Annotated in this window: 19 protein-coding genes; 13 read left to right on the forward strand and 6 right to left on the reverse strand. The window is 61.9% G+C overall.

Features of this window, described 5'->3' with window-relative positions; translation table 11 throughout:
- Window positions 1–182: 182 nt before the first annotated feature.
- The 6 genes from exbB (at window position 183) to QIW53_RS11410 (ending at window position 7022) form a co-directional block, all read left to right on the forward strand.
- The gene (exbB, locus tag QIW53_RS11385) at window positions 183–1151 is read left to right on the forward strand and encodes a tonB-system energizer ExbB (protein ID WP_371049732.1); all 969 of its coding nucleotides are present in this window, start codon (window positions 183–185) and stop codon (window positions 1149–1151) included.
- 6 nt (window positions 1152–1157) lie between these two features.
- Window positions 1158–1586, forward strand: a complete 429-nt coding sequence (gene exbD / locus QIW53_RS11390; protein WP_192307129.1) for a TonB system transport protein ExbD — start codon at window positions 1158–1160, stop codon at window positions 1584–1586.
- Window positions 1583–2329: an energy transducer TonB family protein gene (locus QIW53_RS11395; RefSeq protein WP_371049733.1), complete on the forward strand. Its 747-nt coding sequence runs from the start codon at window positions 1583–1585 to the stop codon at window positions 2327–2329. Before exbD ends, QIW53_RS11395 begins: the two co-directional genes overlap by 4 nt.
- Window positions 2330–2528: 199 nt before the next feature.
- On the forward strand, window positions 2529–3458 hold the full coding sequence (locus QIW53_RS11400) for a hydrogen peroxide-inducible genes activator (RefSeq protein ID WP_192307131.1): 930 nt from the start codon (window positions 2529–2531) through the stop codon (window positions 3456–3458).
- A gap of 9 nt (window positions 3459–3467) precedes the next feature.
- On the forward strand, window positions 3468–5543 hold the full coding sequence (gene recG / locus QIW53_RS11405; RefSeq protein ID WP_371049734.1) for an ATP-dependent DNA helicase RecG: 2076 nt from the start codon (window positions 3468–3470) through the stop codon (window positions 5541–5543).
- 78 nt (window positions 5544–5621) lie between these two features.
- The gene (locus QIW53_RS11410; RefSeq protein ID WP_371049735.1) at window positions 5622–7022 is read left to right on the forward strand and encodes an aminoacyl-tRNA deacylase and HDOD domain-containing protein; all 1401 of its coding nucleotides are present in this window, start codon (window positions 5622–5624) and stop codon (window positions 7020–7022) included.
- 173 nt (window positions 7023–7195) lie between these two features.
- On the opposite strand, the gene QIW53_RS11415 is transcribed toward QIW53_RS11410, so the two are convergent.
- Window positions 7196–7585: a helicase gene (locus QIW53_RS11415; RefSeq protein ID WP_371049736.1), complete on the reverse strand. Its 390-nt coding sequence runs from the start codon at window positions 7583–7585 to the stop codon at window positions 7196–7198.
- Between the two features lie 485 nt (window positions 7586–8070).
- Here QIW53_RS11415 and QIW53_RS11420 point away from each other — a divergent pair, with 485 nt between their 5' ends.
- Together QIW53_RS11420 and QIW53_RS11425 are read left to right on the forward strand one after the other, a co-directional pair.
- On the forward strand, window positions 8071–8466 hold the full coding sequence (locus QIW53_RS11420; RefSeq protein WP_371049737.1) for a DUF6124 family protein: 396 nt from the start codon (window positions 8071–8073) through the stop codon (window positions 8464–8466).
- A 411-nt stretch (window positions 8467–8877) separates the two neighbouring features.
- On the forward strand, window positions 8878–9279 hold the full coding sequence (locus QIW53_RS11425; protein WP_371049738.1) for a hypothetical protein: 402 nt from the start codon (window positions 8878–8880) through the stop codon (window positions 9277–9279).
- A 207-nt stretch (window positions 9280–9486) separates the two neighbouring features.
- On the opposite strand, the gene QIW53_RS11430 is transcribed toward QIW53_RS11425, so the two are convergent.
- The 3 genes from QIW53_RS11430 to QIW53_RS11440 all read right to left on the reverse strand — a co-directional run bounded on the left by QIW53_RS11430 (window position 9487) and on the right by QIW53_RS11440 (window position 11291).
- A complete protein-coding gene (locus QIW53_RS11430) occupies window positions 9487–9762 on the reverse strand; it encodes an HU family DNA-binding protein (protein ID WP_003213368.1) in 276 nt (91 codons plus the stop codon).
- Between the two features lie 192 nt (window positions 9763–9954).
- Complete coding sequence (locus tag QIW53_RS11435; protein ID WP_371049739.1) at window positions 9955–11103, reverse strand: NAD(P)/FAD-dependent oxidoreductase; 1149 nt, start codon at window positions 11101–11103, stop codon at window positions 9955–9957.
- Window positions 11104–11123: 20 nt separating this feature from the next.
- Window positions 11124–11291: a rubredoxin gene (locus tag QIW53_RS11440; protein ID WP_007954349.1), complete on the reverse strand. Its 168-nt coding sequence runs from the start codon at window positions 11289–11291 to the stop codon at window positions 11124–11126.
- Between the two features lie 200 nt (window positions 11292–11491).
- Here QIW53_RS11440 and QIW53_RS11445 point away from each other — a divergent pair, with 200 nt between their 5' ends.
- Together QIW53_RS11445 and ubiA are read left to right on the forward strand one after the other, a co-directional pair.
- Window positions 11492–12043, forward strand: a complete 552-nt coding sequence (locus QIW53_RS11445; protein ID WP_371049740.1) for a chorismate--pyruvate lyase family protein — start codon at window positions 11492–11494, stop codon at window positions 12041–12043.
- Complete coding sequence (gene ubiA, locus QIW53_RS11450; protein WP_371049741.1) at window positions 12043–12933, forward strand: 4-hydroxybenzoate octaprenyltransferase; 891 nt, start codon at window positions 12043–12045, stop codon at window positions 12931–12933. Before QIW53_RS11445 ends, ubiA begins: the two co-directional genes overlap by 1 nt.
- 144 nt (window positions 12934–13077) lie before the next feature.
- Here the strand turns inward: ubiA and QIW53_RS11455 are convergent, their stop codons facing one another.
- Window positions 13078–13470, reverse strand: coding sequence for a COG4315 family predicted lipoprotein (locus QIW53_RS11455; protein ID WP_371049742.1), 393 nt, complete (start codon window positions 13468–13470; stop codon window positions 13078–13080).
- A gap of 152 nt (window positions 13471–13622) precedes the next feature.
- Between QIW53_RS11455 and phoB the strand changes: the two genes are divergently transcribed.
- The 3 genes from phoB (at window position 13623) to QIW53_RS11470 (ending at window position 17142) form a co-directional block, all read left to right on the forward strand.
- Window positions 13623–14312 carry a phosphate regulon transcriptional regulator PhoB gene (phoB, locus tag QIW53_RS11460; protein ID WP_192307159.1) on the forward strand — a complete coding sequence of 230 codons (690 nt, stop codon included), beginning with the start codon at window positions 13623–13625 and terminating at the stop codon, window positions 14310–14312.
- Window positions 14313–14392: 80 nt separating this feature from the next.
- Window positions 14393–15679, forward strand: a complete 1287-nt coding sequence (phoR, locus tag QIW53_RS11465; RefSeq protein ID WP_371049921.1) for a phosphate regulon sensor histidine kinase PhoR — start codon at window positions 14393–14395, stop codon at window positions 15677–15679.
- A 122-nt stretch (window positions 15680–15801) separates the two neighbouring features.
- Window positions 15802–17142: a hemolysin family protein gene (locus QIW53_RS11470; protein WP_192307161.1), complete on the forward strand. Its 1341-nt coding sequence runs from the start codon at window positions 15802–15804 to the stop codon at window positions 17140–17142.
- 95 nt (window positions 17143–17237) lie between these two features.
- On the opposite strand, the gene QIW53_RS11475 is transcribed toward QIW53_RS11470, so the two are convergent.
- Window positions 17238–18134: a peptidoglycan DD-metalloendopeptidase family protein gene (locus tag QIW53_RS11475; RefSeq protein WP_371049743.1), complete on the reverse strand. Its 897-nt coding sequence runs from the start codon at window positions 18132–18134 to the stop codon at window positions 17238–17240.
- Window positions 18135–18170: the final 36 nt, after the last annotated feature.

Genomic DNA, 18170 nt, shown 5'->3' on the forward strand with positions numbered 1-18170 from the left:
ACTCCTATTTCAAAGGCACAGACTAGCGCCGGCATCAGACTGACGGCTAGCGATGTTAGAAAAAAAGATACTGTATTACTTTTGTTAACAAGAATTACTTGCAATAATGCCCGCCACTTTTGTTCTCGGCCTTCGAGGCCTGGAAGAACATCTACCGTTTTTTTCCCTTAGGTCCGGCCAGCATGACACGCAATCAATTCTCCGCCTCGCCAACCAAACGACCTCGCGCCTGGAGCGCAGTGGCCGCCCTGCTGCTCAGCCTGATGCTGGCGCCAACCGCCGCATTCGCCGATGCCCAGGCACCCGCCACGCCAGCCGCCGCCACCGCTCCAGCCGAACACGCTGCCGATCACGCGGCACCGGCTCCGGCGGCCACCGACGCGGCCCCGGCTGCCGACGTTCCGGTCGAAGACCTGCCTGAAGTTCTCGAAGCCGACAACACCCTGGGCATGGCCCACGACCTGTCGCCATGGGGCATGTACCAGAACGCCGATATCATCGTGAAAATCGTGATGATCGGCCTGGCCATCGCCTCGATCATCACCTGGACCATCTGGATCGCCAAAGGCTTCGAGCTGATGGGCGCCAAGCGTCGACTGCGCACTGAAATCGTCCACCTGAAAAAGGCCACCACCCTCAAGGAGGCCGGTGCCACCGCGACCAAGCCAGGCACCCTGGCCAACCTGCTGGTGCACGATGCACTGGAAGAAATGCACCTGTCGACCAACGCCCGCGAAAAAGAAGGCATCAAGGAACGTGTCGCCTTCCGTCTCGAGCGCCTGGTGGCAGCCGCCGGTCGTAACATGAGCAGCGGCACCGGGGTGCTCGCCACCATCGGTTCCACCGCGCCGTTCGTCGGTCTGTTCGGTACCGTGTGGGGCATCATGAACAGCTTCATCGGCATCGCCAAAACCCAGACCACCAACCTGGCCGTGGTCGCCCCCGGCATCGCCGAGGCCCTGCTGGCCACCGCACTGGGTCTGGTTGCCGCGATTCCAGCCGTGGTGATCTACAACGTCTTCGCCCGCTCCATCGCCGGTTACAAGGCGCAAGTGTCCGACGCATCGGCTGAAGTGCTGCTGCTGGTCAGCCGCGACCTCGACCACCAGCCTGAGCGCAGCTCGCAACCGCACATGGTGAAAGTGGGGTAATCGGCCATGGGCCTGCATTTGAAAGAAGGCGCAGACGACGATCTGGCCGAGAATCACGAAATCAACGTCACACCGTTCATCGACGTCATGCTGGTGCTGCTGATCATCTTCATGGTGGCCGCGCCGTTGGCCACCGTGGACATCAAGGTTGACCTGCCTGCCTCGACCGCCAAACCGGCGCCGCGGCCGGAGAAGCCGGTGTTCCTCAGCGTCAAGGCGGACCAACGCCTGTACCTGGGCGAAGACGAAGTGAAGCCCGAAGCACTGGGCGCCACGCTGGACGCAAAAACCCAGGGCAAGAAAGACACGACGATCTTCTTCCAGGCCGATAAAGGCGTGGATTACGGCGACCTGATGAGCGTGATGGACAATCTGCGCTCGGCCGGTTACCTGAAGGTCGGTCTGGTCGGCCTCGAGACGGCAGTGAAAAAATGATCACGACGCGCCAAAAGCTGACGCGTTACAGCGGTAGCCTGGCCGTGGTGCTTGGTGTCCATGCGCTGGCCATTGCGCTGGCGCTGAACTGGACCTCGCGCCCACCGATCGAGCTGCCGCCGCAGGCGATGATGGTCGAGTTGGCGCCGGTTCCGGCCCCACCGCCGCCAGCACCGCCCAAGGTGATAACGCCACCACAACCACCGGCACCGGTGGAAGAACTGCCGATTCCGAAGCTGGCTGAAGCGCCGAAGGCCGAAATTGCCGTGCCGAAACCGGCCAAGCCCAAGCCCAAGCCACAGCCGCCCAAGCCTGTCGAGAAGAAGCCGGAGCCGCCGAAGGAGAAACCTTCCGAGGAAAAACCGGCCGACACCCAACCGACCCAGGCACCGACGGAGAAATCCGCGCAACCGGCACCGGGCCCTTCGCCCGCGCAGGTCGCGGCCAAGGCCAGCTGGCAAGGCACCCTGCTCGCTCACCTGGCCAAGTACAAGAAGTACCCGGCCAGTGCTCAGGCAAGGGGCAAGGAAGGTTTGAACCGTCTGCGCTTTGTCGTGGACGCCGAAGGCAACGTGCTGTCATTTGAACTGGTGGGCCGCTCCGGCAACGCCGATCTGGACCGGGCGACCCTGGAAATGATCCGACGTGCGCAGCCGCTGCCCAAGCCACCGGCCGACATGCTGACCAATGGCTCCATCGAAATTGTTGCACCCTTTGTTTACTCGCTGGAACGCCGGCGCTAAACACTGGCCCTTGTAGGAGCGAGCATGCTCGCTCCTACAAGGTTCCATGGAACACACCAAAGGCACCGCAAGGTGCCTTTGGCGCATCTACGGTTTGCAAACTCGCATTACCAGGTGTCACTCGACACCCTCAGTCTGATAACGTGCGTCTATCGATTGCAGCCGGTATGCTTGGCCCGCAACTTCATGGACGCTTGCTATGACTCTTACAGAATTACGCTACATCGTTACCCTCGCCCAAGAGCAGCACTTCGGCCACGCGGCCGAGCGTTGCCACGTCAGCCAGCCGACCCTGTCGGTGGGCGTGAAAAAGCTTGAAGACGAACTCGGTGTGCTGATTTTCGAGCGCAGCAAGAGCGCCGTGCGCCTGACCCCGGTCGGCGAAGGCATCGTGGCCCAGGCGCAGAAGGTCCTGGAGCAAGCCCAGGGCATCCGTGAACTGGCCCAGGCCGGCAAGAACCAGCTGACCGCCCCGCTGAAAGTCGGCGCGATCTACACCGTCGGCCCGTACCTGTTTCCCCACCTGATTCCACAACTGCACCGGGTCGCCCCGCAGATGCCGTTGTACATCGAAGAAAACTTCACCCACGTGCTGCGCGACAAACTGCGCAACGGCGAACTCGACGCGATCATCATCGCCCTGCCGTTCAACGAAGCCGACGTGCTGACCTTGCAACTCTATGACGAACCCTTCTACGTCCTGATGCCGGCCCAGCACCCCTGGACGCAGAAAGAGACCATCGACGCCGGCCTGCTCAATGACAAGAGCCTGCTGCTGCTCGGTGAAGGCCACTGCTTCCGCGACCAGGTGCTCGAAGCCTGCCCGACCCTGACCAAGGGCAGCGAAGGTGCCAAGCACACCACCGTGGAATCCAGCTCGCTGGAAACCATCCGCCACATGGTCGCCTCCGGCCTCGGCATCTCGGTCCTGCCGCTGTCGGCCGTGGACAGCCACCATTACGCCCCCGGCGTGATCGAAGTGCGCCCACTGACCCCGCCCGTGCCCTTCCGCACCGTGGCCATCGCCTGGCGCGCCAGCTTCCCACGGCCCAAGGCGATTGAAATCCTCGCCGACTCCATACGCCTGTGCTCGGTGGCCAAGCCCCCGGTGCCGGTGGTCGCAGCTTAAGTCACGAGCATGACCGAGTTGTCGCAAGTGTCGGTGACGGCACTCAAGGGCGTTGGCGAGGCCATGGCCGAGAAACTGGCCAAGGTCGGCCTGGAGAATCTCCAGGACGTGCTGTTTCACCTGCCCCTGCGTTATCAGGATCGCACCCGCGTGGTCCCGATCGGCCACCTGCGACCCGGCCAGGACGCCGTGGTCGAAGGCACCGTCAGCGGCGCCGATGTGGTCATGGGCCGTCGCCGCAGCCTGGTGGTGCGCATGCAGGACGGCACCGGCGGGCTCAGCCTGCGCTTTTACCACTTCAGCAATGCACAGAAGGAAGGCCTCAAGCGTGGCACGCGGATTCGCTGCTACGGCGAAGTGCGGCCCGGTGCGTCGGGGCTCGAGATCTACCACCCGGAATACCGCGCAATCACCGGCGACGAACCGCCGCCCGTGGATGAAACCCTGACGCCGGTCTACCCGCTGACCGAAGGCCTGACCCAGCAACGCCTGCGCCAACTGTGCATGCAGACCCTGACGATGCTCGGCCCGACCAGCCTTCCGGACTGGCTGCCGCTCGAACTCGCCCGCGACTACCAACTGGCGCCGCTCGCCGACGCGATCCGCTACCTGCATAACCCGCCCGCCGATGCCGATGTCGACGAACTCGCCCTCGGTCACCACTGGGCCCAGCACCGCCTGGCGTTCGAAGAACTGCTGACCCATCAACTGTCCCAGCAGCGCCTGCGCGAAAGCCTGCGCTCCCTGCGCGCCCCGGCGATGCCCAAAGCCACCCGGCTGCCGGCCCGCTACCTGGCCAACCTGGGCTTCACGCCCACCGGCGCGCAGCAGCGTGTCGGCAACGAAATCGCCTACGACCTCAGCCAGCACGAACCGATGCTGCGATTGATCCAGGGTGACGTGGGCGCGGGTAAAACCGTGGTGGCCGCCCTCGCCGCGCTGCAAGCGCTGGAAGCGGGTTACCAGGTGGCGCTGATGGCGCCCACCGAAATCCTCGCCGAACAGCACTTCATCACCTTCAAGCGCTGGCTCGAACCGCTGGGCATCGAAGTCGCGTGGCTGGCGGGCAAGCTCAAGGGCAAGAACCGCAGCGCCGCACTGGAACAGATCGCCAGCGGCGCGCCGATGGTGGTCGGCACCCATGCGCTGTTCCAGGATGAAGTGCAGTTCAAGAACCTGGCGCTGGTGATCATCGACGAACAACACCGTTTTGGCGTGCAGCAGCGCCTGGCGCTGCGCCAGAAAGGCGTGGGCGGCCGGATGTGCCCGCACCAGTTGATCATGACCGCCACGCCGATCCCGCGCACGCTGGCCATGAGTGCCTACGCCGACCTCGACACCTCGATTCTCGACGAACTGCCGCCCGGTCGAACCCCGGTCAACACCGTGCTGGTCACCGACACCCGGCGCGTCGAAGTCATCGAACGGGTGCGCAGCGCCTGTGCCGAAGGGCGCCAGGCGTATTGGGTGTGCACGCTGATCGAAGAGTCCGAAGAACTGACCTGCCAGGCTGCCGAGACCACCTACGAAGACCTCACCGCCGCCCTCGGCGAACTGAAGGTCGGGCTGATCCACGGGCGCATGAAGCCAGTGGAAAAAGCCGCGGTCATGGCCGAGTTCAAGGCCGGTCACCTGCAACTGCTGGTGGCCACCACCGTGATTGAAGTGGGCGTGGACGTCCCGAACGCCAGCCTGATGATCATCGAAAACCCCGAGCGCCTGGGCCTGGCGCAACTGCACCAGCTGCGTGGCCGGGTCGGTCGCGGCAGTGCCGCCAGCCATTGCGTGCTGCTCTATCACCCGCCGCTGTCACAGATCGGCCGGCAGCGCCTGGGCATCATGCGCGAAACCAACGACGGGTTCGTCATCGCCGAAAAAGACCTCGAATTGCGCGGCCCGGGTGAAATGCTCGGCACGCGGCAGACAGGTCTGCTTCAATTCAAGGTCGCGGACCTGATGCGCGACGCCGATTTGTTGCCGGCGGTTCGCGACGCCGCGCAAGCCCTGCTTGAACGCTGGCCCGCCCACGTCAGCCCGCTGCTCGACCGCTGGCTGCGCCACGGGCAGCAATACGGCCAAGTGTGAGCATCGTCGCAGTTTGTGGACGATGCTTTTAGACAAGCTGGTTATACTCCTGCAACTGTTTGAATACGGATACACACCATGACCGACGCTGCCCTCGTCCCTGAAACCCCGCACGCTCCGTCTGTGATTCGGCTGCTGCTGGCCAAACTCGGCATCGCCTACGAAGAAGTTCTCGACCATCACGGGTTGAACAGCGCGCGCAAAGTCCAGGCCGTGCTGCTCGACGACGCCGTGGGTGCGCTCATGGTGCTGTTTCCCCAGAGCCAACTGCTCGACCTCAATCGCCTGACCGAACTGACTGGCCGCCGCCTCACCGCCGTCTCCACCGAACGCCTGGAAAAGATGCTCGGCAAACACAGCCTGAGCCTGTTGCCCGGCCTGCCGGCGCTGACCAGTTCGCCGTGCCTGTACGAAGACAGCCTGCTGCAAGAACCCAAGCTGCTGATCAACTCGGGCGAGGCCGGCGTGCTGCTCGAGATTACCCGCGAAGACTTCAAGTCGATGCTGACCAAGGCCAGCGCCGCGAGCTTCGGCGAAAACCTGGGCAGCATCCGCCCCAACCTCGACCGCCCCGATGACGACCGCGAGGAAATCACCCAGGCCGTTCAAGCGTTCACTGCGCGGCGCATCCAGCAACGCCTGGAAGCCACCATCGAAATTCCGCCGCTTGCCGAGACCGCGCAGAAAATCATCAAGCTGCGCGTCGACCCCAACGCCACCATCGACGACATCACCGGCGTGGTTGAAACCGACCCGGCCCTGGCCGCGCAGGTCGTGAGCTGGGCCGCGTCGCCGTATTACGCCTCGCCGGGCAAGATCCGTTCGGTGGAAGACGCCATTGTGCGGGTGCTGGGTTTCGACCTGGTGATCAACCTCGCGCTGGGCCTGGCGCTGGGCAAGACCCTGAGCCTGCCCAAGGACCACCCGCAGCACACCACGCCGTACTGGCAGCAGTCGATCTACACCGCCGCCGTCATCGAAGGCCTGACCCGCGCCATGCCCCGCGCCCAGCGCCCGGAAGCCGGCCTGACCTACCTGGCCGGCCTGCTGCACAACTTTGGCTACCTGCTGCTGGCCCACGTCTTCCCGCCGCACTTCTCGCTGATCTGCCGCCACCTGGAGGTCAACCCGCACCTGTGCCACAGCTACATCGAGCAGCACCTGCTGGGCATCAGCCGCGAACAGATCGGCTCATGGCTGATGCGCTACTGGGACATGCCGGACGAACTCTCCACCGCCCTGCGCTTCCAGCACGACCCGAGCTACGACGGCGCCTATGCCGAGTACCCGAACCTGGTGTGCCTGGCGGTGCGCCTGCTGCGCGCCCGCGGCATCGGCTCCGGCCCCGATGAAGACATCCCCGACGCCCTGCTGGAACGCGTGGGCCTGACCCGCGACAAAGCCAACGATGTCGTCAGCAAGGTCCTCGAAGCTGAAGTGCTGTTGCGCGAACTGGCGTCGCAATTCAGCCAGGCCTGAAAACCCTCGCGGGCAAGCCCGCTCCCACAGGACACACCTCGCGCCTGTGGGGACGGGCTCGCCCGCGATGATCTTGAACGGTGACGCGCAATATCTGACGCCCTACAGCATTCGCGCTCCACGCATGCCTAGCGGTAGCGAGAACGGGTTGCCGGCGATAACGCCGCCCCGCTTTAAACCTTCGCCACAGCCTTCGCCTTGCGCGGCTTCAAATACTTGGTCAACCCCTGAAACCAGATCACCAGCGCCGGGTTGCCCTTGATCTGGATCGACTTGTCCTGAATCCCCGTCATGAAAGCCAGTTGCTTGTTCTTGGCCTGCATCGTCGCGAAACCGTAGGCGGCGTCCTTGAAGGCAATCGCGAAGGCGGGTTCGGCGTACGCGCCCGAATGGCTGGTGATGCGCTGATCTTTCACCCGGAAATGCCGCGCGACTTTGCCGTCCAGGGTCTGTAGTTGGAACACCAATGCCTTGTCGCCCAATTGTTGTTGAAACGCAGGATTGGTCCTACTGGCCTTGGCCATCAACAAACCTAGCGCCCACAGCAGTAAACGAAATTTCATGCGCACAGCCTCGGAAGGAAAATAAACGGCTGGCGCAGTGTAGCGATTTCACGCCGGAACGCTACTGCCTGATAGTTTTTGCAGAAGATAGCGGTATTTTTGCCGCCGATGACTACCAAGTCACAAGTTAAACGCGGCTGTTTAGATGCCGCGCTGGCTTGGCGGTTATACCCGCCGATCTACGGGAAGTTTCCTTCAAGACGCGGCGCCACCCATGAACTAGGCAGTCTTGGCCTTCATCGATAGCCTGTCTCCGTCAGCGCAAAAAACGGTGACACGGACGTGCAAGTCCGGCCCCAGGGACGCAATTGTTGATGGCTATTCGTTGAGCGTTTTCCTATGCTCGCGGATCGTTATGGCAGCTGTGCGTCGGAGACCTTCGGGTCTGCCGATTCCTGGATCGGTCTTGCACACCAACGCACAGCTGCCACCCTTTCGAAGCGCAAGCGAAACGGTGTCAGTCTCTTAACTCCAGGAGCTACACCATGATCAAACCAACACCGAATCCTCCAGAAAACGAAGATGTTTCTCCCTACGAAAGCCCCGACTCAAGGACGCTTAACGAAGCAGCCCAACGCGCCCTTGACCACCACTTCCCGCCCAGCCAGGCCGAAGCCAGAAACCGCAAGAGGACACTCTTCACGGTCAGCGACGACTTCAACACCGAAACCCTGCTGGCCAACGCCTCGGAAGACATGCTGGGCATCAGCACCATCGCTGCCAGGCTCGCCGATGACGTGGATGACTCCAGCCGCTCGGTTGCCCTGACGATCAGTCGTATGGCCGACGGCGTGTACTTGTTGATCGAGCGTGCACTGGATCATCTGGATGAGCCGGACATGGCGGCCATTTTCGCCAAGCAGGAAGGCAAAGCATCCTAAACGATGAAGTGATGAAGAACCCCGATGGGATATTCATCATCGGGGTTCTGCTTCAGTGCTCAGCACACCACTGCGGGGAAAACCAACACAGTTAACTTTCCCACCTTCTAAAAACATGTAGGAATCGTCTGGTTTTACCTGCCTGACTTGAAATGCACCTCCGCTCCAGTACTGTGCGTTAAACCGACTCAACGATGAGTCGGTACGAGCATCGAAACCGCCGGTGCGTTTATGCATTGACGTGCGCCGCAGCCGTGGTAGCACCGGGGGCATTAGTCCACGGTACCGGAGTTGGCGAATGGTTGGGCGAAACCATACGAGGCGACAAATGAGTAAATTCGAAATGGTATTCGGTTTTCTCAGCGGCCTTCTTTTTTATCTTTGACCATCTGGTTCGCCACTGCTCTTCACATGGCTTACACCAAAATCGATGTGATTCTGGAACATCTGAAAAACAACCCAGAAATTACGTCACACAGCGGTTTGTTGGAGGATGGACTGCCTGGCCGGCTGAAGCTGATAAGCAACATTTGCGACTACGTTACATCGCCTAATAAAGGCATAAAAAACGGCACAATCAGTGCGCACCCTCAATCTGGAATTGCGGGCAAGGTCCGATTGGTTTGGTCAATAGCCAGCGTATTAACGTTCCCCAATTTTTACATTAAGCACGGCATGCTGAATCCTGAAGATTTCGCTCACTTTCCCCCAACGCTCAAGCGAAAACTTGTCGTTCTTGAATGGAGCCTGTTAGGGCTGCTGCTCGGCATGACCGTGCTAAGTCTATGGGCGATGGTGGTAAGGCCCCACTAGAAAAATAGGAGTAAGGGCGGTGGTAGCGCGCACCCGGCAGATTTGAGTGCGCTCTGATAACCCGTCGTGTTCTTACGTTTATCGCGAGCAGGCTCGTTCCCGCTGGGTCCGGCAGCACCGAATACCAAACACAAAAATGGGCACTCAACCCGGGAAGGGTGTGCCCATTCTTCATTCGCTTCCCGCTGTGCGGGCCGGGAATACTGATTACGGATTGACGCTGTCTTTCAACGATTTGCCTGGCTTGAAGGCGACGGTGTTGCTGGCCTTGATTTTGACCGGCTCGCCGGTTTGCGGGTTTTTGCCGGTGCGGGCGCCACGGTGGCGTTGCAGGAAGGTACCGAAGCCGACCAGCGTCACGCTGTCCTTGCGGTGCAGGGCGCCGGTGATTTCTTCGAGAACGGCGTTGAGTACGCGGTTGGCCTGTTCTTTGGTGAGATCTGCTTTCTCCGCGATGGCGGCGGCGAGTTCTGGTTTGCGCATAAGTGAAGCCCCTTTGACGGTTTTTTGTTGTTATGTCCGTGCTGCTCTCGTTGGAACAGCGCCCAAAGCGCCGCAGGTGCTCTACTCTGCGGCAGACGGGAGTGAGGATGGCACGCGCCGAGAAGCCGCGCCAGCCTGCGCGCGACGTTTGTCTCGACAAAAGAGGGGTGATTACGACAGAACGCCCGCTATTTACGCCAGTAGCGGTGGAAGTTCTTTGTTCAGCGCCAGTTTCTCCATTACGGCGCTGCCAGTCAGGGCGTAACCGAGCAATTTGCCGGCCGCATCGCGGCACAGCACCTTGACGTCTCCCCCCTGCCCTTCGACCGTCCAGACGCCTTCAGAACCCCGTGGCGGCGGTGAAACCACCAACGGGCAGACCGGCGTTTTGACGGTGATCGGCATCGCGCCGTAGCTCACCGCCGTCGGGTTGCCGGCGAGGGTCTGGGCCAGCGCTCTCGCACAGCTCATGAGGGGCATCACGTACAACAGGTTCAGCCCGTCGACTTCGGCGCAGTCGCCCAAGGCGTAGATGTTGGCGTGGGAGGTTTTCAGGTGGCGGTCGACCACCACGCCGCGATTGACTTGCAGCCCGGCGGCGGCGGCCAGGTCGATGCGCGGGCGCAGGCCGATGGCCGAGACCACAACGTCACAGGCGATGACCTGACCGTCCGACAGGTGCGCTTCCAGGCCATCCGCCACGCGCTGCAAGCGGTTGAGCACCGGCCCGAGGTGGAAGCGCGCCCCCAGGCTTTCCAGCCCGGCCTGCACCGCTGCGGCGGCAGCCGGGTGCAGCAGCATCGGCATGACCTGCTCGCACGGCGCCACCAGTTGCACTTCATACCCGCCGAGGATCAGGTCGTTGGCGAATTCACAGCCGATCAGGCCGACACCCAGCAGCAACACCCGACGCTTGCCGGCGGCAAAGGCGCGGAAGCGTGCGTAGTCTTCGAGGTCGTTGATCGGGAACACGGCGTGCGCCGCATCGCCTTCGATGGGCACGCGCACGGTTTCGGCGCCCCAGGCCAGGATCAGGTCGCGGTAGCTCACCGCTTCTTCGCCGATCCACAGGCGCTTGTGGCCGGGGTCGATGCCGCTGATGCGGGTGTGGGTGCGCACTTCGGCGTTCAACTGCTGGGCCATGGCCCCCGGTTCGGCCATGGCCAGGCCGTCGGCGTCCTTGTTTTTGCCGAAGCCGGTGGACAGCATCGGCTTGGAGTAGGAACGCCCGTCGTCGGCGGTGATCATCAGCAGCGGGGTTTCGCCATCGAGCTTGCGAAACTCGCGGGCCAGGTTATAGCCCGCCAGGCCAGTGCCCACGATCACGACAGGTGCGTTCATTCCTTGCTCCTTGAAAGGTCTCAGTTGATTTCGATCATTTCGAAATCCATCTTGCCGACGCCACAATCCGGGCACAGCCAGTCTTCCGGCACGTCCTGCCACAGGGTGCCCGGCGCAATGCCGTCATCCGGCCAGCCGTCGGCCTCGTTGTAGATCAGCCCGCAGACCACACATTGCCACTTTTTCATTCAACTACTTCCTCAGGGTTCAGGCGCATTGCCGGCGCGGACGGTCGATGGTGCAGCGTTGCCATCCGGCTCAGGGCGTTTTGTACTGATCGTGTCCCGCAGATGCAAGCCTGTTCGACCCACAGGGCCGCCCGATCAGTCAAAATGATGAGCGGCCATGGTAAGCTCGCCGCCTCATTTGCTGCCAATAATGACTCATTGTGCAACACACAACCGCCCCGCAATGGCTGCTGCAAAGCCAACTCAACCCCCTGCCCGACGCCACGACGCTGAACTGGCTCTTCGATGAAGGCTCGCTGACCCGACGGCTGATCCGCCTGTCGAACGACGGTTTCAGTGTGACGCCGCTGTTCGAAGGCTGGCAAACCTTGCGCGCGGACGAGTGCGCAGCGCTGGACCTGGCCGAAGGCAGCGAGGGCTGGGTGCGCGAGGTGTATCTGCGCGGCCACGGCGAAGCCTGGGTGTTCGCCCGAAGTGTGGCGGCCCGCAGCGCGTTGCAGGGCGACGGCTTGCACATGGATGAGTTGGGCAGCCGTTCGCTGGGGGAGTTGCTGTTTTGTGATCAGGCGTTCGCGCGGCGCGCCATCGAGGTTTGCCACTACCCTCAGGCCTGGCTGCCACCGGAATCCCGGGCACCGCAGTTGTGGGGACGCCGCTCGCGCTTCGACCGTGGTGCCTTGAGTGTGCTGGTGGCCGAGATCTTCCTGCCGACCTTGTGGCTCGCCACCCGCGCCCACCCGGAGAACTGCTGATGTACCAGAGCCTGCTCAAGTCCCTGAACCGCTTGAACCCACGGGCCTGGGATTTCATTCAGCTGACGCGCATGGACAAGCCGATCGGCATCTACCTGCTGCTGTGGCCCACCTTGTGGGCGCTGTGGATTGCCGGCGAGGGTTCGCCGTCCGTGGCCAACGTGGTGATTTTCGTGCTCGGCGTGGTGCTGACCCGTGCCGGCGGTTGCGTGATCAATGACTGGGCGGATCGCAAGGTCGATGGCCATGTGAAGCGCACCGAGCAACGGCCTCTGGTCAGCGGCCGGATCAGCTCGCGCGAAGCCCTGGTGTTTTTCGCGGTGCTGATGGGCATCAGTTTCCTGCTGGTGTTGTGCACCAACGCGGCGACGGTCTGGCTGTCGTTCGGCGGCCTGGCGCTGGCGTGCACCTACCCGTTCATGAAGCGCTACACCTACTACCCGCAGGTGGTCCTGGGCATGGCGTTTTCCTGGGGAATGCCGATGGCGTTCACCGCGGAAACCGGTGAGTTGCCGGCGGCGGCGTGGCTACTGTGGATTGCCAACCTGTTGTGGACGGTGGGCTACGACACCTATTACGCCATGACCGACCGCGACGACGACCTGAAGATCGGGGTCAAATCCACGGCCATCCTGTTTGGCGAAGCGGACCGGGTGATCATCGTGACCCTGCAGGGGTTGGCGCTGGGTTGCCTGCTGCTGGCCGGCTCGAAGTTCGAGCTGGGCGTGTGGTTCCACCTGGGGTTGCTGGTAGCGGCGGGCTGTTTTGCCTGGGAGTTCTGGTACACCCGGGGCAAGGACCGCATGCGTTGCTTCAAGGCGTTCCTGCATAACCACTGGGCGGGGCTGGCGATTTTTGTCGGGATCGTGCTGGATTACGCGCTGCGCTAATCCAACACGATTTCTGTAGGAGCGAGCTCGCTCGCGAAGGTCGTGCAGGCGCCGCGGGCTGTCAGTTGCCACGCGTCATCGTTGACGACCATCGCGAGCAGGCTCGCTCCCACAGGTGATAACAGTCCGGGAGCGGAACAGTTCCTACATTTTCGGACCCGTGTTGGTGATGACGTGCCAGACGTCTTTCATCTTGTCACCGGTTTTGTCGCCCGGCGCCTTGTCCTTCATGAAGTAGTACAGCGGCTTGCCGTCGTAGGCCCACTGTTTGCTGCCGTCGTCACGGGTGATGATCGTCCATTTGCCATCGGCTTTGTCACCGGCCTTGGCCTCCAGTGGCGGCCAGTTTTCAGCGCACTGTCCGGTGCACACCGACTTGCCGCCCGTGTCCTTGTCGAACGTGTACAGGGTCATTCCCTTGTGGTCGGTCATCACTCCGCCTTGCATCATCGCAGGCTCCGCCGCGAAGGCCATTGCCGGCACAGAAAGGGCAGCGGCCAGCATCAGGGCTTTAAGGGATTGCGAGTAGTGAGTCATGGAAACCTTCTTTTGTGGTTGTCAGGATTCGGACTTAGAGAATAGTTCAGGAACGCCACAATCGCCGTGCAGCTAAAATGTTGTCACACGACTGCAATAATTCCGTTATCTAATGCGGCGCAAGACAGTTAAATGACAAGAGGGTTAATGGCATGGTTGGCAGGAACATTCTGATCGTCGACGACGAAGCGCCCATCCGCGAGATGATCGCCGTTGCGTTGGAAATGGCCGGCTATGACTGCCTGGAGGCCGAGAACTCTCAGCAGGCTCACGCCATTATCGTCGACCGCAAGCCGGACCTGATCCTGCTCGACTGGATGCTGCCCGGCACTTCCGGCATCGAACTGGCCCGCCGCCTCAAGCGCGATGAGCTGACCGGGGACATCCCGATCATCATGCTCACCGCCAAGGGCGAAGAGGACAACAAGATCCAGGGCCTGGAAGTCGGCGCCGACGACTACATCACCAAACCGTTTTCCCCCCGTGAGCTGGTGGCACGTCTCAAGGCCGTGCTGCGCCGTGCCGGGCCAACCGATGGCGAGGCACCGATCGAAGTCGGCGGCCTGCTGCTGGACCCGATCAGCCACCGCGTGACCATCGACGGTAAACCGGCCGAGATGGGCCCTACCGAATACCGCCTGCTGCAATTCTTCATGACCCACCAGGAACGTGCCTACACTCGGGGCCAATTGCTGGATCAGGTGTGGGGCGGCAATGTCTATGTTGAAGAGCGCACCGTGGACGTGCATATCCGTCGTCTGCGCAAAGCCCTCGGCGATGCTTACGAAAATCTGGTACAAACCGTGCGCGGCACCGGGTATCGGTTCTCCACCAAAGCCTGATCCGGACCTTCCCGCCCGACAAGCTGACAAGGACGCGCGTTAACGTGAACCAAAACTGGCATGGCATCCTCATTCGCCACATGCTGCTACTGGTCACCGCTTGCCTGGTGATCGGCCTGATTACCGGCTACTACGGCTGGAGCCTCGCCGCAGGCCTGGGTCTTTACCTGGCCTGGACCCTCAAGCAATTGCTGCGTCTGCACGAATGGCTGCGCCTGCACAAACCCGATGAAGCACCGCCGGACGGCTATGGCCTGTGGGGCGAAGTGTTCGACAGCATCTATCACCTGCAACGTCGCGACCAACGGGTGCGCGGGCGCCTGCAAGCGGTGATCGACCGGGTCCAGGAGTCCACCGCCGCGCTGAAAGACGCGGTGATCATGCTCGACACCGACGGCAACCTGGAATGGTGGAACCGCGCGGCAGAAACCCTGCTGGGCCTCAAGACGCCGCAGGACAGCGGACAACCGGTGACCAACCTGGTGCGCCATCCGCGCTTCAAGGAATACTTCGAGCAGGACAACTACGCCGAGCCGCTGGAAATCCCTTCGCCGACCAACGACCGCGTGCGCATTCAGCTGTACATCACCCGCTACGGCAACAACGAACACCTGATGCTGGTGCGCGACGTGACGCGCATCCATCAACTGGAACAGATGCGCAAGGACTTCATCGCCAACGTGTCCCATGAACTGCGCACACCGCTGACAGTGATCTGCGGTTACCTGGAAACCCTGCTCGACAACGTCGACGAGGTGAACCCGCGCTGGAGCCGTGCCTTGCAGCAAATGCAGCAACAGGGCGGACGCATGCAGACGCTGCTCAACGACCTGTTGCTGCTGGCCAAGCTGGAAGCCACCGATTACCCGTCGGACAACCACCCGGTGGTCATCGACAGCTTGTTGCAATCGATCAAGAGCGACGCCCAGCAGTTATCCGCGCAGAAAAACCAGCGCATCACTTTGGAAGCCGACCCGGCAATCAACCTCAAGGGCAGCGAGGCTGAACTGCGCAGTGCGTTTTCCAACCTGGTGTTCAACGCGGTGAAGTACACCCCGGCCGAGGGCAACATCCGCATTCGCTGGTGGGGCGACGAGCAAGGCGCGCACCTGAGCGTGCAGGATTCGGGCATCGGCATCGACAGCAAACACCTGCCGCGCCTGACCGAACGCTTCTACCGGGTCGACTCCAGCCGCAACTCCAACACCGGCGGCACCGGGCTTGGGCTGGCCATCGTCAAGCACGTGCTGCTGCGCCACCGCGCCCGCATGGAAATCAGCAGCGTGCCGGGCCATGGCAGTACGTTCACCTGCCATTTCGCCCCGGCTCAGGTCAGCAAATCCCAAGCGATCAGCATGACCGACTGATACCGGCCAGCACGCGCCACTAGGCAATCGACAAGCCAGCCGCTACATTGGCTGACTTGTGCCTGCCTTTCAGGCATGTCATTGACCCCTTTTCGAATACACGGAACCCGCAAAACTCCATCATGGACCCTTCCCCTGGCTTGACCCTCGCGACACTCTTCGCCGATTTCGGCATGATTCTTTTTGCTTTGATCCTGGTTCTGCTCAACGGCTTTTTCGTTGCGGCGGAGTTCGCCATGGTCAAGTTGCGCTCGACCCGGGTCGAAGCCATCGCCGACAAGAACGGCTGGCGCGGGCACATCCTGCGCACTGTTCACAGTCAGCTCGATGCCTACCTGTCGGCGTGCCAGCTGGGTATCACCCTCGCCTCCCTGGGCCTGGGCTGGGTCGGTGAGCCGGCCTTTGCGCATATCCTGGAACCGCTGCTGGAAACCGTGGGCGTGCAGTCGCCCGAAGTGATCAAGGGCGTGTCGTTCTTCGCCGCGTTCTTCGTCATTTCGTACCTGCACATCGTGGTCGGCGAACTGGCCCCGAAATCCTGGGCCATTCGTAAACCCGAACTGCTGTCGCTGTGGACTGCCGTCCCGCTGTACCTGTTCTATTGGGCCATGTACCCGGCGATCTACCTGCTCAATGCCAGCGCCAACACCATCCTGCGCATTGCCGGCCAGGGTGAGCCCGGCCCGCATCACGAACACCATTACAGCCGTGAAGAACTGAAACTGATCCTGCACTCCAGCCGTGGCCAGGATCCGAGCGACCAGGGCATGCGCGTGCTGGCCTCGGCGGTGGAAATGGGCGAGCTGGAAGTGGTCGACTGGGCCAACTCCCGCGAAGACCTGGTGACGCTGGAATTCAATGCGCCACTCAAGGAAATCCTGGCGATGTTCCGCCGCCACAAGTTCAGCCGCTACCCGGTGTACGACAGCGACCGCCAGGAGTTCGTCGGCCTGCTGCACATCAAGGACCTGCTGCTGGAACTGGCGGCCCTGGACCACATTCCCGAGTCGTTCAACCTGGCCGAGCTGACCCGTCCGCTGGAACGCGTGTCGCGGCACATGCCGTTGTCGCAGTTGCTGGAGCAGTTCCGCAAGGGCGGCTCGCACTTTGCCCTGGTCGAAGAAGCCGATGGCAACATCATCGGCTACCTGACCATGGAAGACGTGCTGGAAGTGCTGGTCGGCGATATCCAGGACGAACACCGCAAGGCCGAGCGCGGAATCCTCGCCTACCAGCCGGGCAAGTTGCTGGTGCGTGGCGATACCCCGCTGTTCAAAGTCGAGCGGCTGCTGGGCATCGACCTGGATCACGTCGAAGCCGAAACCCTGGCCGGTCTGGTCTACGAATCCCTGAAACGGGTGCCGGAAGAGGAAGAAGTGCTGGAAGTCGAAGGCCTGCGGATCATCATCAAGAAGATGAAGGGGCCGAAGATCATTCTGGCCAAGGTGTTGATGCTGGATTGAGGGGTTCGGATTTACCCCGCGTCGCGTTCATCGCGAGCAGGCTCGCTCCCACCAGGGATGACGTTACTCCTGCTCGCGATAAACCAGAATCCCCCTCACTGCTTGCCGAGCGCAAAGTTCGGCAGACTCCCCATCGGCTGCTTGAACTGATAGGGAATCGAGACCAGTCCCAGCCCGGTATTGCGCTGCACCACAAAATGCAGGTGCGGCCCGCTGCTGTTGCCGGTGTTGCCCGACAGCGCCAACGGGCTGCCTACCGACACCCGCTGCCCCTCACGAACGCTGACCGAACCTTGCTTGAGGTGCAGGTACACGCCCATCGTCCCGTCATCGTGCAGTACCCGGACGAAATTGCCGGCCGGATCGGTGCCGCGCCCGGTCTGGGCATTTTCGGTTTTCACCACCACTCCGCCGCGCGCCGCGATGATCGGCGTGCCCTCGGGCATCGCGATGTCCATGGCGTAGCGATTCCTGGGTCCGAAGTGACTGTATTGGCCATTGGCGCCCTGACTCAGGCGAAACGGCCCACCCCGCCAGGGGTACGGGTATTGATAGGCCAGGGCGGCCCCTGAAGGGTCACCCAGGGAGTATTCGAACTTTGGCACATAGGCCAGCGGCTTCTCGGCATTCATGGCCGTGAGCAGCGCCAGGCGAATGCTGCTGCGAGCGGGCATGACCCGACGAATCGGCCGGCTCGGCGCACCGTTGACGTTCTGCAGGCCGGCGAAGCTCAATTCGATCTCTACCGGCGCATACAGGTCATTGCGCACGTAAACGCTGTCTGCACCCTTTTTCTTGGTGATGACCAGATACACCTGGCGCTCGAGGTGCTCGACCATGCGATCACGAAAGGTGAACACCTGAGCGCCTTTCGAAGGGCGATCGCTATAGGAGACCACGCCGTTGGCGTCGGTGGACTTGTAGATCGTCATGGCCGACGCCTGGGCGCAAGCCATGAAAAGACCGCAGAAAAACATCAGACGCGCGAGCATGGGCAGAATTCTGTCGAGTAAGACTTGGGAAAGAGC

The organism is Pseudomonas fluorescens (assembly GCF_041354075.1).
GTDB classification, from domain to species: domain Bacteria; phylum Pseudomonadota; class Gammaproteobacteria; order Pseudomonadales; family Pseudomonadaceae; genus Aquipseudomonas; species Aquipseudomonas fluorescens_CE.